The 16,736-nt window shown below is 55.2% G+C and carries 15 protein-coding genes and 1 pseudogene; 6 read left to right on the top strand and 10 right to left on the bottom strand.

Annotation, left to right across the window (positions count from 1 at the left end; genetic code table 11):
* Nucleotides 1-236: pseudogene (locus H627_RS20320) on the top strand (IS66 family transposase); the annotation flags it as partial.
* A 155-nt stretch (nt 237-391) separates the two neighbouring features.
* Here the strand turns inward: H627_RS20320 and H627_RS17140 are convergent.
* Nucleotides 392-1,129 (bottom strand): hypothetical protein, encoded by a 738-nt coding sequence (locus tag H627_RS17140; RefSeq protein WP_051225202.1) that lies wholly within the window; start codon nt 1,127-1,129, stop codon nt 392-394.
* A gap of 151 nt (nt 1,130-1,280) precedes the next feature.
* Here H627_RS17140 and H627_RS0105405 point away from each other — a divergent pair, with 151 nt between their 5' ends.
* Nucleotides 1,281-1,775, top strand: a complete 495-nt coding sequence (locus H627_RS0105405) for a YagU family protein (protein ID WP_027828113.1) — start codon at nt 1,281-1,283, stop codon at nt 1,773-1,775.
* Between the two features lie 12 nt (nt 1,776-1,787).
* Nucleotides 1,788-3,119, top strand: a complete 1,332-nt coding sequence (locus H627_RS0105400; RefSeq protein WP_027828112.1) for a glycoside-pentoside-hexuronide (GPH):cation symporter — start codon at nt 1,788-1,790, stop codon at nt 3,117-3,119.
* Nucleotides 3,120-3,253: 134 nt separating this feature from the next.
* On the opposite strand, the gene H627_RS0105395 is transcribed toward H627_RS0105400, so the two are convergent.
* The 4 genes from H627_RS0105395 to H627_RS0105380 form a co-directional block, all read right to left on the bottom strand.
* Nucleotides 3,254-3,637 carry a hypothetical protein gene (locus H627_RS0105395; protein ID WP_027828111.1) on the bottom strand — a complete coding sequence of 128 codons (384 nt, stop codon included), beginning with the start codon at nt 3,635-3,637 and terminating at the stop codon, nt 3,254-3,256.
* Between the two features lie 88 nt (nt 3,638-3,725).
* Nucleotides 3,726-4,676, bottom strand: coding sequence for a DHH family phosphoesterase (locus tag H627_RS0105390; protein WP_027828110.1), 951 nt, complete (start codon nt 4,674-4,676; stop codon nt 3,726-3,728).
* 142 nt (nt 4,677-4,818) lie between these two features.
* Complete coding sequence (locus H627_RS0105385; protein ID WP_027828109.1) at nt 4,819-6,405, bottom strand: MFS transporter; 1,587 nt, start codon at nt 6,403-6,405, stop codon at nt 4,819-4,821.
* Nucleotides 6,398-6,961 carry a PadR family transcriptional regulator gene (locus H627_RS0105380; RefSeq protein WP_027828108.1) on the bottom strand — a complete coding sequence of 188 codons (564 nt, stop codon included), beginning with the start codon at nt 6,959-6,961 and terminating at the stop codon, nt 6,398-6,400. Before H627_RS0105380 ends, H627_RS0105385 begins: the two co-directional genes overlap by 8 nt.
* 174 nt (nt 6,962-7,135) lie before the next feature.
* Between H627_RS0105380 and H627_RS0105375 the strand changes: the two genes are divergently transcribed.
* Both H627_RS0105375 and H627_RS0105370 read left to right on the top strand, forming a co-directional pair.
* Nucleotides 7,136-7,786: an ABC transporter ATP-binding protein gene (locus H627_RS0105375; protein WP_027828107.1), complete on the top strand. Its 651-nt coding sequence runs from the start codon at nt 7,136-7,138 to the stop codon at nt 7,784-7,786.
* Nucleotides 7,783-8,550: an ABC transporter permease gene (locus H627_RS0105370; RefSeq protein ID WP_027828106.1), complete on the top strand. Its 768-nt coding sequence runs from the start codon at nt 7,783-7,785 to the stop codon at nt 8,548-8,550. Before H627_RS0105375 ends, H627_RS0105370 begins: the two co-directional genes overlap by 4 nt.
* Before the next feature lie 78 nt (nt 8,551-8,628).
* On the opposite strand, the gene H627_RS0105365 is transcribed toward H627_RS0105370, so the two are convergent.
* The 4 genes from H627_RS0105365 to H627_RS0105345 form a co-directional block, all read right to left on the bottom strand.
* On the bottom strand, nt 8,629-9,336 hold the full coding sequence (locus tag H627_RS0105365) for an MIP/aquaporin family protein (RefSeq protein ID WP_027828105.1): 708 nt from the start codon (nt 9,334-9,336) through the stop codon (nt 8,629-8,631).
* A gap of 14 nt (nt 9,337-9,350) precedes the next feature.
* Complete coding sequence (gene glpO, locus H627_RS0105360; RefSeq protein WP_027828104.1) at nt 9,351-11,207, bottom strand: type 1 glycerol-3-phosphate oxidase; 1,857 nt, start codon at nt 11,205-11,207, stop codon at nt 9,351-9,353.
* Between the two features lie 57 nt (nt 11,208-11,264).
* Nucleotides 11,265-12,782, bottom strand: coding sequence for a glycerol kinase GlpK (gene glpK / locus H627_RS0105355; protein WP_027828103.1), 1,518 nt, complete (start codon nt 12,780-12,782; stop codon nt 11,265-11,267).
* A 276-nt stretch (nt 12,783-13,058) separates the two neighbouring features.
* On the bottom strand, nt 13,059-13,385 hold the full coding sequence (locus tag H627_RS0105345; RefSeq protein WP_027828102.1) for a DMT family transporter: 327 nt from the start codon (nt 13,383-13,385) through the stop codon (nt 13,059-13,061).
* A gap of 351 nt (nt 13,386-13,736) precedes the next feature.
* Between H627_RS0105345 and H627_RS19145 the strand changes: the two genes are divergently transcribed.
* Nucleotides 13,737-15,959 (top strand): DEAD/DEAH box helicase, encoded by a 2,223-nt coding sequence (locus tag H627_RS19145; RefSeq protein ID WP_226999236.1) that lies wholly within the window; start codon nt 13,737-13,739, stop codon nt 15,957-15,959.
* A 274-nt stretch (nt 15,960-16,233) separates the two neighbouring features.
* Here the strand turns inward: H627_RS19145 and H627_RS0105335 are convergent, their stop codons facing one another.
* Complete coding sequence (locus H627_RS0105335) at nt 16,234-16,707, bottom strand: hypothetical protein (protein WP_027828101.1); 474 nt, start codon at nt 16,705-16,707, stop codon at nt 16,234-16,236.
* Nucleotides 16,708-16,736 lie beyond the last annotated feature (29 nt).

Here is a 16,736-nt window from a genome sequence, read left to right as displayed (position 1 = left end):
AAGAACTGGTCATCGGTCGTAAAAATTGGCTGTTTTCGCAGAGCAAACGCGGCGCGACGGCTGCGGGGGTCATTCTTAGTCTGCTCACGACAGCACGGGCTAATCACCTCGATCCGAGTAAATATTTCAACTATCTATTCGACACAGTGCCTAATTTGCCGGCTCCCGGCGACATGGTCGCCTTGCAGGACTATTTGCCGTGGGCGCCGAAGGTGCAGGCGTTCTGTCACGAATAACAGCGGGTAAAGCAATGGTGCAATCTTCATGATAGAGGATTGCACCATTTTTGTCTTCACACCTATTTCAACGACCGCTTACGAACAGGGCTAGGGGGAATGGATTTCTGATGTTTGGGCGCCAATCTAAAACGCGTGATACATTGCAAGGAGTGTCAATCAACCTTGGTTAGCGCATCCAGCGTATGGCCGCCATCATCCACCAGTTCCAACCAGCCGTTGGTGTCGCCAAAATAAAGAAACAGCCCGACTTCATTGACACTGCGCAAGTGAATATCGGCGATCGTCTGCCCGTCTGTGATGGCTGCCGCGTGGTCGGCGCGCAGCTTCTCGCCGTATTTCGTGCTGTAGCGCAGCGAGCCGTCGCGATTGATTAGTTGTTCCTGGGCCAGCACGGCGCCGGCTTTGACGGTCATTTCGTTGCGCCCAGTCCAGTAGACGGTGGCTGTGCTGCCGTGGCGGGCCACGTGGAAGGGCCGGTCGGCGAGGGCTTTATCGAATCGGTGGCGGGCTTTCGCGGCTTTCTTCTTCGCCGGGGCTGGGACTGTCTGGCCGGACTGGATGCCCAAGCGGGTCAGGAGCCGAATCAACAGATCAAAATAATCGGCTAGTCCGGCCGCCTGGTTGGCGGGCAGGGCAGCTTCTTCGCCAGCGGCCCAGGCGGTTAGAAAGCGGGTCACAAAGGCCGGTTCAGTTGTCCAGGGCAGGGTGATCGTCAGGTATTCATCCGCTGTTGCGACGGTTTCCGAGTTGAGGCGGCCGCCAACGATCGGCAGCTGCACCCCGTGCTCTGGCGCTGGCAGCGGCGCGGCCGACAAAGTGACGGTACCTTGGTCGCCAGGCAGGGTGACTGTGGTCTTTTCGGTGTCTAAATCAACAGTTAAGCGGGTCATAGGGATTCCTCCGATGTCAGTCGTTGATAGTTTTATTGTACGAAATTCCGAGCGACATTTCCGTTATTGAGTTTCTGCAACTGGCACACGCTGGCCAACTGCTATACAATTGTAAGTGAACAATTCGAAATCTTGAATGGAGGCCTTGAATATGGCGAAACAACAATTTTCGATCCATAAAGCACTGGCGGCGGGGGCAGTGGCCGGTACAGTTTCTGGTTTGGTCAAGTTAGGGTGGGAGAATATCCTGCCGCCGCGGACACCGGCGCGGGACGCGACCAATCCGCCCCAGCAATTTCTGGAACAACTGGGTATGCCGGCGGAGTTGGCCCACGCCACGTTCACCTATAATGGGCATGAGATCCCCTGGACCAGTCTGGCGATCCATTTCGGTTTTTCGACCAGTCTGGCTATGCTCTACGCCGTGGTGCGCCATTACATTCCGCTGGCTAAGCTGGGCAAAGGGACCGCTTGGGGTCTGGGCGTCTGGTCTGTGGCTCACTTGGTGGCCATGCCGGCGATTGGCACGGTGCCCAAGGTTCAGGATCAGCCCATGGAAGAGCATGTCTCTGAAGCGCTGGGCCATGCGGTGTGGAATTGGGTCAATGAATTAGTGATTGAAGAAATGGAGAACGATAAGAAATAAGCGGGTGAGGCAATGCGGCAACACACACAATGGCAGACCCGCTGGCCGGAACGGATCAGTTACGGCCTGAGCGACGCGGCGGACAATCTGGTCTTCCAGGTGATGACCACCTATCTGCTGTTCTTTTATACGGATGTTTACGGCTTGACTGCTGGGGATGTGGCGCTGCTTTTCGTGATTGCGCGGATCTGCGACGTGATCGAATCGCCGCTGATCGGCATCATGATCGATCGCACCCACTCCCGTTTCGGCAAGAGCCGGCCGTTTTTCCTGTGGTATGCGCTGCCCTACGTGGTGTTCGCGGTCCTGACGTTTGTGACGCCGCCCGTGGGCTACGGCGGCAAGCTGGCGTGGGCGTATGTCACATACTTAGGTCTGGGGTTTCTTTACACCACTGTGAATTTGCCGATCACGTCGGTACTGCCGACGCTGTCAGAAAACGACCAGGAACTCACGCTGCTCGGGGTGATCCGCCAGTTCTTCGGCAGTTCGGTGCAGATCATCGTCGCGGTATTCACGCTGCCCCTGGTGGCGTTCTTTGGTCAAGGCAACGAACAGCGGGGCTTCCTCGGCACCATCAGCCTCTTCGCGGTGATTTCTCTCGCCTTGATCCTGAACACGTTCTTCCAGATTCGAGAACGGTTCACCCAGCCGGAGATCGCCCACCAGCCGCTGCGCAAAGTCCTCTCGGCGGCCCGGCACAACACCCCATGGATCGTGCTGTCGCTGGTGATTTTCTGCTTTTGGCTGGTGACGGCGATCAAGAATCAGACGACGGTTTACTATTTCAAGTACGTCTTAAACAACCAGAATCTGGTATCCTGGGCCAACAGTTTCACCTTTGCCTCGCTGATCGGCGTTGTCAGTATCATGCTGATTGCCGGCCGGTGGGGGAATAAACGGACTATGGGCACCGGGATGCTCATCGCGTTAGCGGGCCAGCTTCTGCTGGCCGGTGGGGTATATCTCCGCTGGCTGCCGCTGCTGTTCACGGCGATCGCAGTGAACAGCATTGGCCAAGGCATGATCGTCGGGCTGGTCTCGATCATGATTGCCGATACGATCCGCTATGGCATCGTCGTGTTGGGCGTGCAGGCCGAAGGAATTTTTGCTTCGGCCAATGACTTGGGCGTCAACTTGGGCCTTGGCTTGGGCGGCCTGGTGACTGGCGGTTTGCTGGGCCTTGCCGGCTACGTCGCCAATCACGCCCAGAATGCAGCGACGCTGCGGATGATCGATCTGAATTATGTTTGGATCCCGCTGGGGCTGTATCTGGTGATGATTGGCCTGCTGCATTTCTACGATGAGCAAAAGTTGTACGCGGCGATTAAATCTCGCGCATGAGAAAAAGAAGCATCCTCGGCGAACGTTGAGGATGCTTCTTTTGACAGCTGTCAGACATACAGAGGCGATGGCACGAAACTGGGACCTGTGCTTGTTCGGATAACCTCGCAGGCCGCTGTCTCTACAAAGGGAAATTAAGAATGCAAATGGACTGGATAGAAAATCTCCCGGGGTTTCCACGCCCGGTCGGCCAAGTCCTGAATGTGATCCGCCAGCGCAATGTTGGCCAGCGAAAAGACGATCATGCCGCCGATGGCCCAGAGGCTGGCGAGAAAACTGGCCAGGTTGAGAAAGGCCAGTACTAAAAGAATCAGCGCCAGGCCGGCCGCCAAATCGGCGACCGTAATTGAGTGATCAAATTCGTGGTGATACCGGGTGCGGGCCATGTCGGCTTGGGCATGGGCCTTGAGCAGCGTCCGCCGCAGTTGATACAGCGTGCGCCGCTGGGTCCAAAAGTCCATGACGACGAGAATCGCGATCACCGTTACCACGGTGTTTAACAATAGTGAAATAGCCAATGGAAAGAACCCTCTCTCGAATTGATCCCATTCCGTGCCGCTTCCATTATCGCTTCTTGTGAAAAAAGTGCAACTGATTGTAGGCCACTTAATTGGCTGCTGACAAATCCGTGAGTTCCTGGATGATCTGCTGCACTTCATCAGCCGAATCTGCCACGGCTCCGCTGGCTAACGGATGACCGCCGCCGCCATGCCGGACGGCCAGGGGCTGGATCGGGGTGCGCTTGCTGCGGAATTCCACCCGGTACTTGCCATCGGGCCGTTCGGTGAAGACCACCCAGCGGTCCACCGTGCTGAGTTTACCGAGAAAGCCGACCACGGCCTGTTCCCGGCCGGCGGGGAGACCCATTTCTTTCAACAGGGCCTGATCCATAATCAGCGAACCGGCACCATTGGCGGTGACGGTCACGTGGGCCAAGGCGTAAGCCAGCAGCTTGCCGGTCTGGGGTGAAAACTGATCCTCCTGGCGGCCGATGGCGGGGGCATCAATCCCGGTGCGCAGCAGCGCCGCGGCGACCTCGTGGGTCCGGGCGGTGGTCAAGTCGTAGAGGAATCGGCCGGTATCGCCGATGATTCCGGCATACAAGGGGGCTGCGGCTGCTTTGCTGATGGCGAGGTTATCAGAGTAGGTGACCAGATCATAGACCATCTCGCTGCTGCTGGACGCGCCGGCGTCCACCCACTGGATGTCGCCGAAGGGTTCCCGGTTAGGATGGTGGTCGATCTTCATCAGCTTAGCCGCCTCTTGATAATGGTCGCTGTCGATGCGGGCCGTGTTGGCGGTGTCAATGACGATGACCAGGGCGTCAGGGTAAGCGGTGGCCGGGACCTGCTGCTGCGGGCCGATCCAAGCTAAGCCGGGGGCGGCGCTGCCGGCAGTGTAGATCTTTTTCTGGGGATAGGCTTCGCGCAGAATTGTGGCCAGTCCGGTTTGCGAGCCGATGGCGTCGGGGTCGGGATTGATGTGGCGGTGGATGATGATCGTGTCGTACTGGGCAATGGCGGCCAGTACTTGAGCGATGGGGTTGATATCAGACATGGAGAAAACCTACTTTCTGTAGTGAGTTTGCTGTCTCCATGATACTACGTCTGGCGAGCGTGGTGATGTTCCACGTGGAACATGGACCGGCTGAGCACACAAACAGCCGACATCGTGAAGACGTCGGCTGGATATAAGAGAATTAATGATGCGCCGCTTGCAAGTCTAGCTTCTGCGATTGCTGGTGGCTGCGCAATAACAGCACCGCCGCTAAGGCACCAACCAGGGCAATGCCGGCGGCGGTGAGGGTCAGGGCAATCATCCCGTTGTCGTAGGCCCGCACCACGATGGCTTGGATCTGGTGACCGAAGGGACTCTTGGTCAAGCGAGCAGAAAAAGCAATGGTGTGCCCGGAGAAGGGGCCGGCATTGATCAAGGCATCTTTGATTCCCGTCAAGGCGGTTGCAGGCATCTTTACTTGGGGCAGGTTGGCGTTCAGGTGGCTGACGTAGCTGTTGTTTTGAATCAGCCCCAACCCAACAACGCCAACGGTGGTACCGAATTGGCGAAAGACATTGAGCAAGCCCGACGCCATCCCCATCTCGTGGGGTGCCACTCCGGCCATGCCAGCCGTGTTCAAGACCGGATTGACCACAGCGTTGGTGATCCCGATGAGCACCATGCCCGGCCACAGTTCCAGAAAAGAAACGCCGGGGGCGACGACCCAGGCAATGGCCAGATAGCCGATGGTGCCCAGCAGCATGCCCCCGCTGATCATCCATTTACTGGAGAAGCGGGCGGTGAGCAGGCCGACGATCGGTCCCAGAACCAGTGACCAGACACTCATGGTCAATTGGCGCACGCCGGTTTCGATGGCGGAATAACCGATATAGTTCTGCATCAGGGCCGTGAGAAAGGCGTTATAAGCGTATATGCCCGAGCCCAGCGCGAAGGCGACGATGACCGTGCCGACAAAGTGGCGTTCCTTGAAGATCGCCAGATTGATCATCGGGTGGGCCACTCGGCTTTCTACCCAAATGAAGAGGGCCATGACGGCCAGACCGCCCAGCAGCAGCCCAGCGATCTCGGGGTTTGTCCAGCCCCAGCTGGGATGGGCTTCTTTCACGATCAAGCCGTAAATAATGGCGAATAATCCGATGGCCGACAGCAGCATCCCGCCGATGTCGATCTTTTGATTTTTCCCATAACTGGGCGTTTCTTTCACATACACGATGGTCAAGATCACCGCGAGGATACCAAAGGGTACGTTAACGTAGAAGATTGCGGGCCAGCCGAAGTTTTCAACCAAATAGCCGCCGATCAGCGGGCCAGAGGCGGTGGAAATGCCGATGACCGAGCCCAGGATACCCAGGGCCAAGCCCCGTTCAAGGCCGGCAAAGTTCGAAGCGACCAGGGCCATGGACAGGGACATCATCCCGGCCCCGCCGATGGCCTGGACGCCTCGGCCAATATCGAGGATCAACAGGCTCGGCGCCATGCCGTTCACGGCAGAAGCAGCGACGAACAGGATCAGGGAACCGAGGAAGATTTTCTTGCGGCCATACATATCCCCGAGTTTGGACATGATCATTAACGTCACGGCGTAAACCAGGGTGTAAGCATTCAGCACCCATTGCAGATCCGTGAAGGTGGTCTTGAAGTCGGTGACCATCGTGGGCAGGGCGACATTGACGACGGTGACGTCCAGCAGGCCCATGAAGACGCCCAGACCCATGGCGGTCAAGGCGATCCATTGTTTTCTGCTGGTTGGCTGTTGTTGTTTATCCATTCGATTGGGCCTCTGCTTTCTGATTGACTGCCTGACGGGAATCGGTGATCCAAGTCAACTTGGTGTGACAGAGGGCAATACTCAGATCGAGATTGCGGATCGTCCAGTCAACGTAGGGTTTGTTGGTATCGGGTGCCTGAAGGACCTCTTGGAGGTGGGTACGGACGCCTTCATAGGTGGCCAGGTCGGCTTTGATCTGGGCTTCGTAGTCATCTAGAATTGCTTCTTGGTGGGCCTTGTCGACTGCTGGCATCCCCCGGAATTTGAAGCGGAACATGGACTCCCGCTTGGCATCCGGAGCGATGGGGGCCGCCATCAGGGCGAGGAAGCGAGCCCGGCCGGCGGCGGTGATTTGAGCCACCTTTGTATGGCGCGGATCCTGCTCATCGGTGTGAAATTCGATGTAGCCGTGGTCTTCTAATTTAGCCAGCAGCGGGTACATCACCCCGTTGGAAATTTCCCGGCGGGGGATCAAACTGCTCTCCACCACCTGGCGTAATTTGTAACCGCACATGTTGCGGGACATCAGGGTCCCTAGAATTAATAAATCGTACATGCATACCTCCATAGGTCGTAACGACTGATTAATCATAGGTCGCGACGACAGGTGTTGCAAGTGAAAAATTACAAGAAACCGTATTTTATTTTCTGAAAAAGAACCAGCAGAAACGTACCGCTTTACCTTTCTCTCCTTCTAAATTAGAATGGTTATAGAAGGGAGCGATGATTAATGGCGGAGCCTATTTTCACCCTCCACAACGTCGGCGTCGACGTGCCGGAGAGAACGTTATTAGCAGACATTTCATTCACCGTGGCGCCTGGGGAGTTTGTCACCATCGGCGGACCGTCGGGGTCGGGGAAGAGTACCTTGCTGCGGGTATTGGCGACGCTGCTGACGCCGACCAGCGGGACGATTATGTATAACGGGCAGCCCCAGGCCAGTTATGAAAAGACGGCCTATCGGCGGGAAGTATCGTATTGTTACCAGCAGCCGAGTCTGTTCGGCGAAACGGTCTGGGATAATTTGGCTTTTCCATTCCAAATTCGACATGTCGATATTTCTGAAGAACGCATGACCCAAGCATTGGCTTCAGTCCAATTACCAGCGGCGATGCTGCACCAGCCGATCACGGACCTGTCCGGCGGGGAGAAGCAGCGAGTGGCGCTGATCCGCAACCTGCTGTTCACGCCCAAGGTGCTGCTGCTGGACGAAATCACGACGGGATTGGACGCGGTCACGAAAGAGGCTGTCCACGACGTGATTGCCAACCTGAATCGGCAAGGGCTGACCATGATTGCCGTGACTCACGATGAAGTGGAACTGGCAGCAGCGGACCGGCTGCTGACTATTGAAGATGGCCGATTGGCGGTGGCGGTATGACCCAACTCGTGGTAACACCCACCGCGCTGCTGTTCGCTGTCGCCCTGGTGGCAATTGCGTTAGTGATTAGTTTGAAAGAAAAAATCGGCCTGGAAAAGGATCTGATCGTCGGCGTCATTCGGGCCGTCATTCAGCTGACGGTGGTCGGGTATGTGCTGACGTACATCATCAAGGTGAACCAGCATTGGCTGACGCTGCTGATGGTGGCCATCATTGTGCTCAACGCCGCGTGGAACGCCCGCGGCCGAGCCCAAGGCATTCCCCACGCCTTTGCCATCAGCCTGCTGGCGATCACTGCCGCTACCGGCGTGACCATTGTTCTGCTGGTGTTAGCTGGAGCGATTGCCTTTGTGCCTAGCCAGATCGTGCCGATTTCCGGGATGATCGCCAGTAATGCCATGGTCGCCATTGGGTTGGCCTACCGCAGTATGAACAGTCAATTCCATGATCAGCGCCAGGCCTTGCTGGAACGGCTGTCCCTGGGCGCGACGAAGTACCAGACGGCCATTGCAGTGGTTCGGGAAGCGATCCGGACCGGTATGAGCCCGACCATTGATTCGGCGAAAACCGTTGGCCTGGTGAGCCTGCCGGGGATGATGTCCGGGCTGATTTTTGCCGGGGTGGACCCGACCAAGGCGATCATGTACCAGATCATGGTCACGTTCATGCTGATGGCCGCCACCAGTTTGGGCAGCACGATTGCCTGCTACTTGGCGTATGGGCAATTCTTCAATGCGGATCTACAATTACGGACGTTTCGTTAAGTACGCAAAAAGCCGAGGCCGTCGCGGTTTGGACGGTATCGGCTTTTTATTGACCAGATAATGGCAGCGCTTAATTAATTATGGTAAAAGAACGAAGATCAGTGCGCCGGCGATCCCGCCCAGGAACGGACCGATGATCGGCACCCAGGAGTAGGCCCAGTCGGAGTCGCCCTTGTTGGCGATGGGCAGTACGGCGTGGGCCAGCCGCGGTCCCAGGTCCCGGGCCGGGTTGATGGCGTAACCGGTGGTCCCGCCCAGGGAGAGACCGATCGCGGTGATCAGAATGCCCACCCCGATGGGATTCAAACCGTCGGTCCACTTGCCCCGGGAGAAGGCCAGCAGGCCGAAGATCAGGACGGCGGTGCCAATGAATTCAGAAATGAAGTTGGCGAAGTAGCTGCGGATCGCCGGGCCGGTGGCGAACACGCCCAGGGTTGTGGCCGGGTCATCGGTAGCCGCCCAGTGCGGGTAATACTGGATCCAAACTACAACGCCGGCGAGAAAGCCGCCAAGTACTTGGGCGATGATGAAAGGAGCGACCCACGCCCACGGAAATTTACCGATTACGGCGAAGGCCAGGGTCACGGCTGGATTCAAGTGGGCCGGGCCCATGAAGGCGGCGGAGTAGACGCCCAGCGTTACCGCCAGACCCCACCCCAGGGTAATCGCAATCCAGCCGGCTCCTTGGGCTTTCGACTTGTTCAATGAAACGCCGGCGACAACGCCGTCACCAAGCAGGACCAGGATAAAAGTCCCGACCAGTTCACCTAATGCTTCTGTCCACATAGTGCTCCCTCTTTCTAATGGGTGATGGCCGGCGTGGCGGCCTTCTTCAGGTAAGCTAATGCACTCTCGTCGATTGCTGCGTTCAAGCGGGCGAGTTGAATGGCTTTTTCATCCTCATCCCAACCCAGCAAGCGGGCCATTTCGTCAATAACCGGCTGTTTCAGGGCGGCTAGCGTTTCGGCGTGGAAGAGAATGGCGTTGGTCCGGCGGAGCAGGTAGTCCACGGGCGTTAAGGTCATTTCTTCATTCACGGAGTAGCGCAGGCTGATGGTTTCCTTGAGACTCAAGCCCGGTGCGGCGCCGCCTTCCAGATAGGTGACGACCCGGCCGGTGTTGGAACCGAAACGGTTGGCCAGATCCTTGGCGTCGGCGTCCGGCAAGCCGGCATCAGCGGCAATCCGGGCGTAGAATTTCATCGTAGCTTCCGCGTTGGTCGGATCGAAGTGACCGCCGGAAACCTGGAGCTTCTTGGAGTCGATCTCCTTAGTTTCCACGTGAAACTTGTCAGCTAACAGGCGGCGAATCAGGGCGAGCGCGCCAGCGGCCATCTTCCGGTAGTCAGTGATCTTGCCGCCGGATAGGGTGATCATGCCGTCGGTTGCCCGGGTCAGCGAACTGCCCCGGGAGACTTGCGACGGAGTCAGGCCGGCGGCTTCGGCGTGGGCCGTTTCCAGTTTTGAAATGGCTCGTTCCACGTCTTCCCGAGTGGCGGTCTTGTCTTCGTAGTCGTCCACGGTCTTGATCAAGGCGTTGAAGGACGCGTCGGACACTTTGCCCTTGTTGGCACCGCCGCCGTTGTAGTCGGAGCTGCTGTTGTTAGCAATCAGCGGGCGCAAGCCGGCCCAGCTGGCCTCGATGTCGTCGATCGTGATGTGGGCATCCGGATAGCGGGTATTGATCACTTTCAGCAGGTAATCCACGTCGCTTTGTTCTACCCGGGGATGCTTGTAATCACCGGTGTAGTCCGTGTCGGTGGTGCCGAAGTAAGTCTTACCCTCCCGGGGAACGACGAAGAACATGCGGCCGTCATTCAAGCCGGTGTCCATGTAAGTCGGCTGCGGCACTGGCAGACGGGAACCGTCCACGACGAGGTGGACGCCCTTGGTCGGCCGCAGGGTCGGGGCTTGGTTTTCTTTCCCATCCAGACTCTTGAACTTGTCGGACCACGGACCAGTGGTATTGATCACCAGCTTGGCGTGAATGTCGAACTCTTCGCCAGTGAGCAGATCCTTAGCGTGCAAGCCGGCGACTTGACCAGCCTCATTGTAGATGACCCCAGTGGCTTGCACGTGGCTGGCAACTTCAGCGCCCAGCTCGTCGGCTTCCTTGATATTTTCGATCACCAGACGGGCGTCGTTGTTCACGTAGTCCAGATAGACACCGCCGCCTTGCAGACCGGTGGCTTCAATATGCGGCTCGCGCTGCAAGACTTCGTCCTTGGTGACGGTGTAGTTGGCATATTGGGAGCCTTCCACGTCGGCCAGCTGGTCGTACAGATTCATAGCGATCTTGACGCTGAACATGTCAAAGGTACTGCCTGGTTCGTCGTAGATCGGCATCAGCATCGGGAACGGCCGGGGAATGTGCGGGGCAATGCCCTGCACGACGGCCCGTTCCTTCACGGTGTCGGCCACGACGCCGACGTCGAAGGTCTTCAAGTAGCGAATGCCGCCGTGGACCAGCTTGGTGGACCGGGAGCTGGTGCCTTCGGCGAAGTCCTGCATTTCAATCAAGCCGGTCTTCACGCCGGATGCCGCAGCCTGGATCGCGACGCCCGCGCCGGTGATTCCCCCGCCGACGATGAGCAGATCCAGGTCCGTGTGCTTTAAGTTCTCAATGGTTTGTTTACGGGTATTTTTAGAAAATGCCATGGTGATGATCTCCTTTTATTTAGAAAATCGGTGCAGCCATATCCCCCAGATATGGGTTTACCCTTCCTTGGGTTCGTGCTTGTACATCTGGGTGGCGGCCACAGCTTGCTGCCAGCCATCGTACAGGAAGTCCCGTTCCTTTGCGGCCATCTTCGGTTCGAAGCGCTTGCCAATCGCCACAATGTTTTGTAATTCATCGGTGCTGTTCCAGAAACCAGTGGCCAGACCGGCTAAGAAAGCGGCCCCCATGGCGGTGGTTTCCAAGTTAGCGGCCCGTTCAATGGGAATGCCCAGAATATCCGCTTGGAACTGCATCAAATAGTTGTTGTTGGCCGCGCCGCCGTCAACCCGCAAAGTCTGGATCGGAATGCCGGTATCCTTGTTCATCGTGTCCACAACGTCCCGAGACTGGTAAGCTAGGGATTGCAGCGTCGCCTTGATGAAGTCTTCCCGGGTCGTCCCCCGAGTAATGCCGAACACGGCCCCCCGCGCACCAGAATCCCAGTACGGCGCCCCCAAGCCAGTGAAGGCCGGAACGACGTAGACCTCGTTTTGACTCTGGGAAGCCAGCGCAGCGGCTTCAGAGTCGCCGGCTTTCTCCAATAACTTCATCGCATCGCGCAGCCATTGGATGGCACTGCCGGCAACGAAGACGGATCCTTCCAGAGCGTAGGTGACCTTGCCGTTCAGGCCATAGCCGATGGTGGTCAATAGATTATTGTTGGACAGGGTCGGCTTTTCACCAGTATTCATGACGATGAACGCCCCGGTGCCGTACGTGTTCTTGACCATCCCGGGTTCCAGCGCCAACTGGCCGAATAACGCCGCCTGCTGGTCCCCAGCCATCCCGGCAATGGGCACGGTACTGCCGAAGAAGTGGTACGCCGCCGCGTTGCCGTAAACCTCTGAGTTGCTCTTCACGTCCGGCAGCATGATCTTCGGAATATTCAATAATTTCAAAATTTCATCATCCCATTGCAGGGTGTGAATGTTGAAGAGCATGGTCCGGGACGCATTGGTGTAATCTGTGACGTGGAAGGCCCCGCCAGAGAGTTTCCAGGTCAGCCAGGTATCAATGGTGCCGAAGAGCAGCTCGCCTTTCTCCGCGCGTTCCTGAGCCCCAGGGACGTGGTCCAAAATCCAGCGGACCTTCGTGGCCGAGAAGTACGGGTCGATCAGCAAGCCGGTGGAATCGTGGATCTTATCCGCATAGCCGTCTGCCCGCAACTTATCCGCAATCTCGCTAGTCTGCCGAGATTGCCAGACGATCGCGTTATAAATCGGCAGCCCCGTCTGCTTGTCCCAGATCACCGTCGTTTCCCGTTGGTTGGTGATGCCGATACCCACGATCTGCCGCGGTTGAATGCGGGAGTTGATGAAGGCTGTGGCAATGGTCGATAATACCGCGTTCCAAATTTCATTCGCGTTATGTTCCACCCAGCCCGGATGCGGGAAGTACTGCGGGAACTCCCGCTGCGCATCGGCCACCTTTTTGCCGTCGTGGTCGATGATCACCGCCCGGGTACTGGTGGTGCCTTCGTCAATTGCCAAAATGAATTTCTCTTCTTCAGCCATAGTGTGGTGCCTCCTTAAAACTTGTTTGTGTACAATGATTTCGCTTACATTTTACATCGTACACCAGGTGGGAACCTGATGCCAACTAAAACGTCTTGAAAAATAATTCACTTGTTGTCAGCGGGGGATCAGCTGAATGCCGTACAGTGGGCGGCTTTGCGTCGATTTCGCGGTGGGCCGAAGATTGCGCAGAAAGCGGGTATGTTTGCTTCACAAAAGGATTGGCGGTCGGCAGAAATCATTTTTCGCCGGCAGCCAGTCAGTTATTGAGCGTAATTACTCGCCACCGCCCGTGGTCAGCTTGATGCCGATAATTCCCACAAAAAGCAGCGCAACGAAGAACCAGGTCGCCGGCTTCAACTGATCACCGAAAAGTACGACGCCGGCGATGACGGTGCCCACCGCGCCGATGCCCGTCCAGATCGGGTACGCTAGACTCATGGGCAGCTTGGTCGTCGCCTGGGATAGCAACCCGAAGCTGGCAATCATGCCGATCAGCGTCGCGATGCTCCAGCCTAAGTGGGTGAAGCCGTTGCTGAGTTTCATGAAGGTCGCCCAAACGACCTCGAAGATGCCTGCGAATACTAAGTAGATCCATGCCATGATGTGTTTCCTCCTTGTATGTTGGCCACCATCGCGGAATGCCGAGCGCGGTGTGCGGCGCAGCGTTCCGCCAAATAAAAATAGCCACCCATGGTCCGTTCCTCCGATGACCTATCGGAACGGTGTGTGGTGGCTACCCGGTGGCAGTTGATGTAATGGGGGATATTTTAGCACATGGGGAGGGTGGGGGCAAACAACGTTGGCGCACTAAGCAAAATTCGGCAACACTGGCGGTTCCCTGGGTAAGGGAACTCAGTAGTGTGTCCATAGATATCCTGTGCTACGATAAGCTGCATAGGAATAGTTTGCGTAGGTACTTAGACGTCAAAGGGGAGAGTTACATTGGAGTTGGTGGCACCGAAACAAAGTGATTATAACCGGTTGAAAAGAGAAATTGATGCGGCTAAAGCACACATCGGTGCATATGAGTCCATCGTAAAGACAATTAAACCCGATTTGGTAAAGAATGCGGCTCGCCTTTATGAAATTGAAGTCCAAGATGCGATCAATGCGTATCAACTCAACAAATCGGGTGGTAGCGGCTATCAAAAAATCATTAGCAAACTGGCTACGCAAGGGATTGGTACGCTGGGCCAATTACTTTCGTTCTGCCAAAATTCGGATTTTATACTCCCGGGATTCTCCTTTGTCGAGAGTGAGAATTTACGAGCGGCAGCAGAAAAGCTGAAGCAGGATGTACAAAGAAATACAAGACTTGTGATTGACTTTTCCAGATACAGGAAGCTAAGTACTGACATACTGCAGGGAGCTCATCTATGGGGTGAGGTAGACGGATTAGGTGCCAAGTTACGCGTTATAAACGGTGAAAAAGTAGAACCGTTGACCAAGTACTTTAATAAATTTCCGGTCCAACGAATTGGAAATATGCGGTGGTTGTTAACGCGCCGTCAAACGAAAGAAAAGATCATTCGGCAATTTTTCCGGCTGAAAGAGGATACAAATCAGCTAACGGCGATAGTTGGCGACTTTTCAGCGTATTTTCAACAAGTTGTCGGTAGCCAAGCGGATATCGAGGCTGACTTTTTTAGAAATGCCGCTGGCTATTACGCGTTTTTTGAATCTATTGGTTTACCAGGCACACAGGGTACCGAGTCTAGCGAAGACCAATTCGTAAGAATGGCCAGTGGTGCAGACGTGACAGCTGATGGCGCAAGACCAGGTCAAGAACCGCCAATCAACGATGCGTTGCGCCAGATTATGGCGCGAATCAGTCAAATCGACCCGTTGTCGCCCCTACTGAAAGCGCGCTTACGAAATTGGCAGAAGTTCGGAGCCAAGTATATTTTGGCGCAGAAGAAGGTTCTTCTCGGCGATGAGATGGGGCTCGGGAAAACTGTTGAAGCGTTGGCAGTGATTTGCAAATTGGCCGCTCAGGGGAAAACTCATGCACTCGTTGTTGCACCAATGAGTACTTTGCCAAATTGGCGAAGTGAAGTTCATAAACACACCCATTTGCAGGGGACGATTATTCATGGCCCCGATCGAAATGAGCAATTTCAAAAATGGATGATTAACGGTGGTATTGCTTTGACCAATTATGAGACGATGTGGCGGCTTAATCCTGAAGGTGTACACATGACGGATATTTTAATCGCCGACGAGGCCCAGTATGTAAAGAATCCGTTGGCCAAGCGCTCACAGTGTATACATGAAGTAGCCAGAGAGGTGCCCTATGCTGTGTTCATGACGGGTACGCCAATTGAAAATGTTGTGGACGATATGATCCACTTAATTGAACCACTACAACCAAAAGTAGCAGAGTCTTTGCCAAATGGGGTATTTATGACCCCTTCTGAATTTCAAAGAACCGTGGCACCAGTATACCTGCGGCGTCGAAGAGAACAAGTATTGGGTGAGTTACCGGCACTTCAGCAGAGTGATGAAAAGTTTGATTTTGGCGTAGAGGAAGAAGCTAATTATCGGTTAGCGGTGGCAAACGGCAACTTTATGGCCATGCGCCGAGCAGCGTGGACAGGAAAGACGGTACGATCGTCACCGAAAATGGAGCGTTTGAGTGCGATATGTCGGGAAGCACATGCAACGGGACGTAAAGTGCTGGTATTTTCCTTTTTCCGCGCGGTATTACAGAAAATTCAGAATGAGATTCAGGACATTGGCTTCCCAGTGATCATGGGTGGGGTAAGCAGCAATGACCGCCAGGCAATTATCGATCAGTTTAAGGCTTCTCAAGACAGAAATGTTTTGTGTCTTCAAATCAATACAGCTGGCCTGGGGCTGAATTTACAAGAAGCCAGCATTGTCATCTTTTGTGAGCCGCAAATCAAGCCATCTTTGGAGTCTCAGGCATTGTCACGGGCCTATCGCATGGGACAAGCACAGAAGGTGAGCGTGTATCGGTTGTTGACTGAAAACAGTGTCGACGATTTAATGCTGGAGCTATTGGATCGAAAGCGCAGAACATTCGAGAACTACGCTCAGAATTCAACAATGGCAATCTCCACTGCTGAAGCAACGAGTTCAGTAGATGATCACGCAGCTGAGCAGCTCGAAAAGCAACTAATCTCAATGGAACAAAAGCGGCTGGCGGTTTAGCTATTTCATCATGGATCAGTGCCTAAAGTCTGAGAAACATGCACGACGCGTCGAACATATCAGTCCCAATCGTTACCTATGAAGATGCCTGCGAAAACTAAGTAGATTCACGCCATGATGTAGGTCCTCCTTGAAAGTTGGCCGCCAAACAAAAATAGCCACTACACGCCGTTCCTCCGATGACCTATCGGAACGGTGTGTGGTGGCTACCCAGTGGCAGTTGATGTAATGGGGGATATTTTAGCACATGGGAGGAAGTGGGGTAAACTAATGGTTACACTTCAAAGAAATCATAGATAATCGGCCGGGCGACTGGTTCAGCAATGAAGCGAGGGGCCTGCGTTTTCCCCTTTTTCTTCAAGGAATGAGCGTGATTAATCATGATGAACCCGTCGACAAATTCGAAGATGTAGGGGATTCCAGCCGGACGGTCCTCGAAGTATTTCCTGATTCGGGGTAAGAACGATGGTTTCGGTTGACCAGTCTTTGTGTCAAACAGGTACACTGCCTGAAACAAGGTCTCAATCGGGTCCAGCGCGATATTCATCCCCATCACCAGCTTCTCCTCGAAGAGAATAGTTGGTTGAAGCAGATAGGTCGTGGTGGGATTGATTGCGAAACAGTACGTTCGCTGAACCTGTTCTAACGGAATGTTGTTTTCGAGAGCGGTAGTGACATCGGTCAACGTGTATTCACGTAAATATTGGTCGTAGGCAGCTTTTAGTGCTTCTTCGGCATTGTGATCCATGAAATGGTGGACTCCTTTCTCAAAGTGAA

This window comes from Schleiferilactobacillus harbinensis DSM 16991, from assembly GCF_000425885.1.
Taxonomy (GTDB): Bacteria; Bacillota; Bacilli; order Lactobacillales; family Lactobacillaceae; genus Schleiferilactobacillus; species Schleiferilactobacillus harbinensis.
Note: the sequence above shows the minus strand (reverse complement) of the source record. Positions and strands in the feature narration are given on the sequence as shown.

Coding starts and splice junctions, on each gene's coding strand:
- glpK (WP_027828103.1), bottom strand. CDS start 12,782: ATGGCTGAAGAAGAGAAATTCATTTTGGCAATTGACGAAGGCACCACC.
- glpO (WP_027828104.1), bottom strand. CDS start 11,207: ATGGCATTTTCTAAAAATACCCGTAAACAAACCATTGAGAACTTAAAG.
- H627_RS0105375 (WP_027828107.1), top strand. CDS start 7,136: ATGGCGGAGCCTATTTTCACCCTCCACAACGTCGGCGTCGACGTGCCG.
- H627_RS17140 (WP_051225202.1), bottom strand. CDS start 1,129: ATGACCCGCTTAACTGTTGATTTAGACACCGAAAAGACCACAGTCACC.
- H627_RS0105370 (WP_027828106.1), top strand. CDS start 7,783: ATGACCCAACTCGTGGTAACACCCACCGCGCTGCTGTTCGCTGTCGCC.
- H627_RS0105335 (WP_027828101.1), bottom strand. CDS start 16,707: ATGGATCACAATGCCGAAGAAGCACTAAAAGCTGCCTACGACCAATAT.
- H627_RS0105380 (WP_027828108.1), bottom strand. CDS start 6,961: ATGTACGATTTATTAATTCTAGGGACCCTGATGTCCCGCAACATGTGC.
- H627_RS0105345 (WP_027828102.1), bottom strand. CDS start 13,385: ATGGCATGGATCTACTTAGTATTCGCAGGCATCTTCGAGGTCGTTTGG.
- H627_RS0105400 (WP_027828112.1), top strand. CDS start 1,788: ATGCGGCAACACACACAATGGCAGACCCGCTGGCCGGAACGGATCAGT.
- H627_RS0105405 (WP_027828113.1), top strand. CDS start 1,281: ATGGCGAAACAACAATTTTCGATCCATAAAGCACTGGCGGCGGGGGCA.
- H627_RS0105365 (WP_027828105.1), bottom strand. CDS start 9,336: ATGTGGACAGAAGCATTAGGTGAACTGGTCGGGACTTTTATCCTGGTC.
- H627_RS0105390 (WP_027828110.1), bottom strand. CDS start 4,676: ATGTCTGATATCAACCCCATCGCTCAAGTACTGGCCGCCATTGCCCAG.
- H627_RS0105385 (WP_027828109.1), bottom strand. CDS start 6,405: ATGGATAAACAACAACAGCCAACCAGCAGAAAACAATGGATCGCCTTG.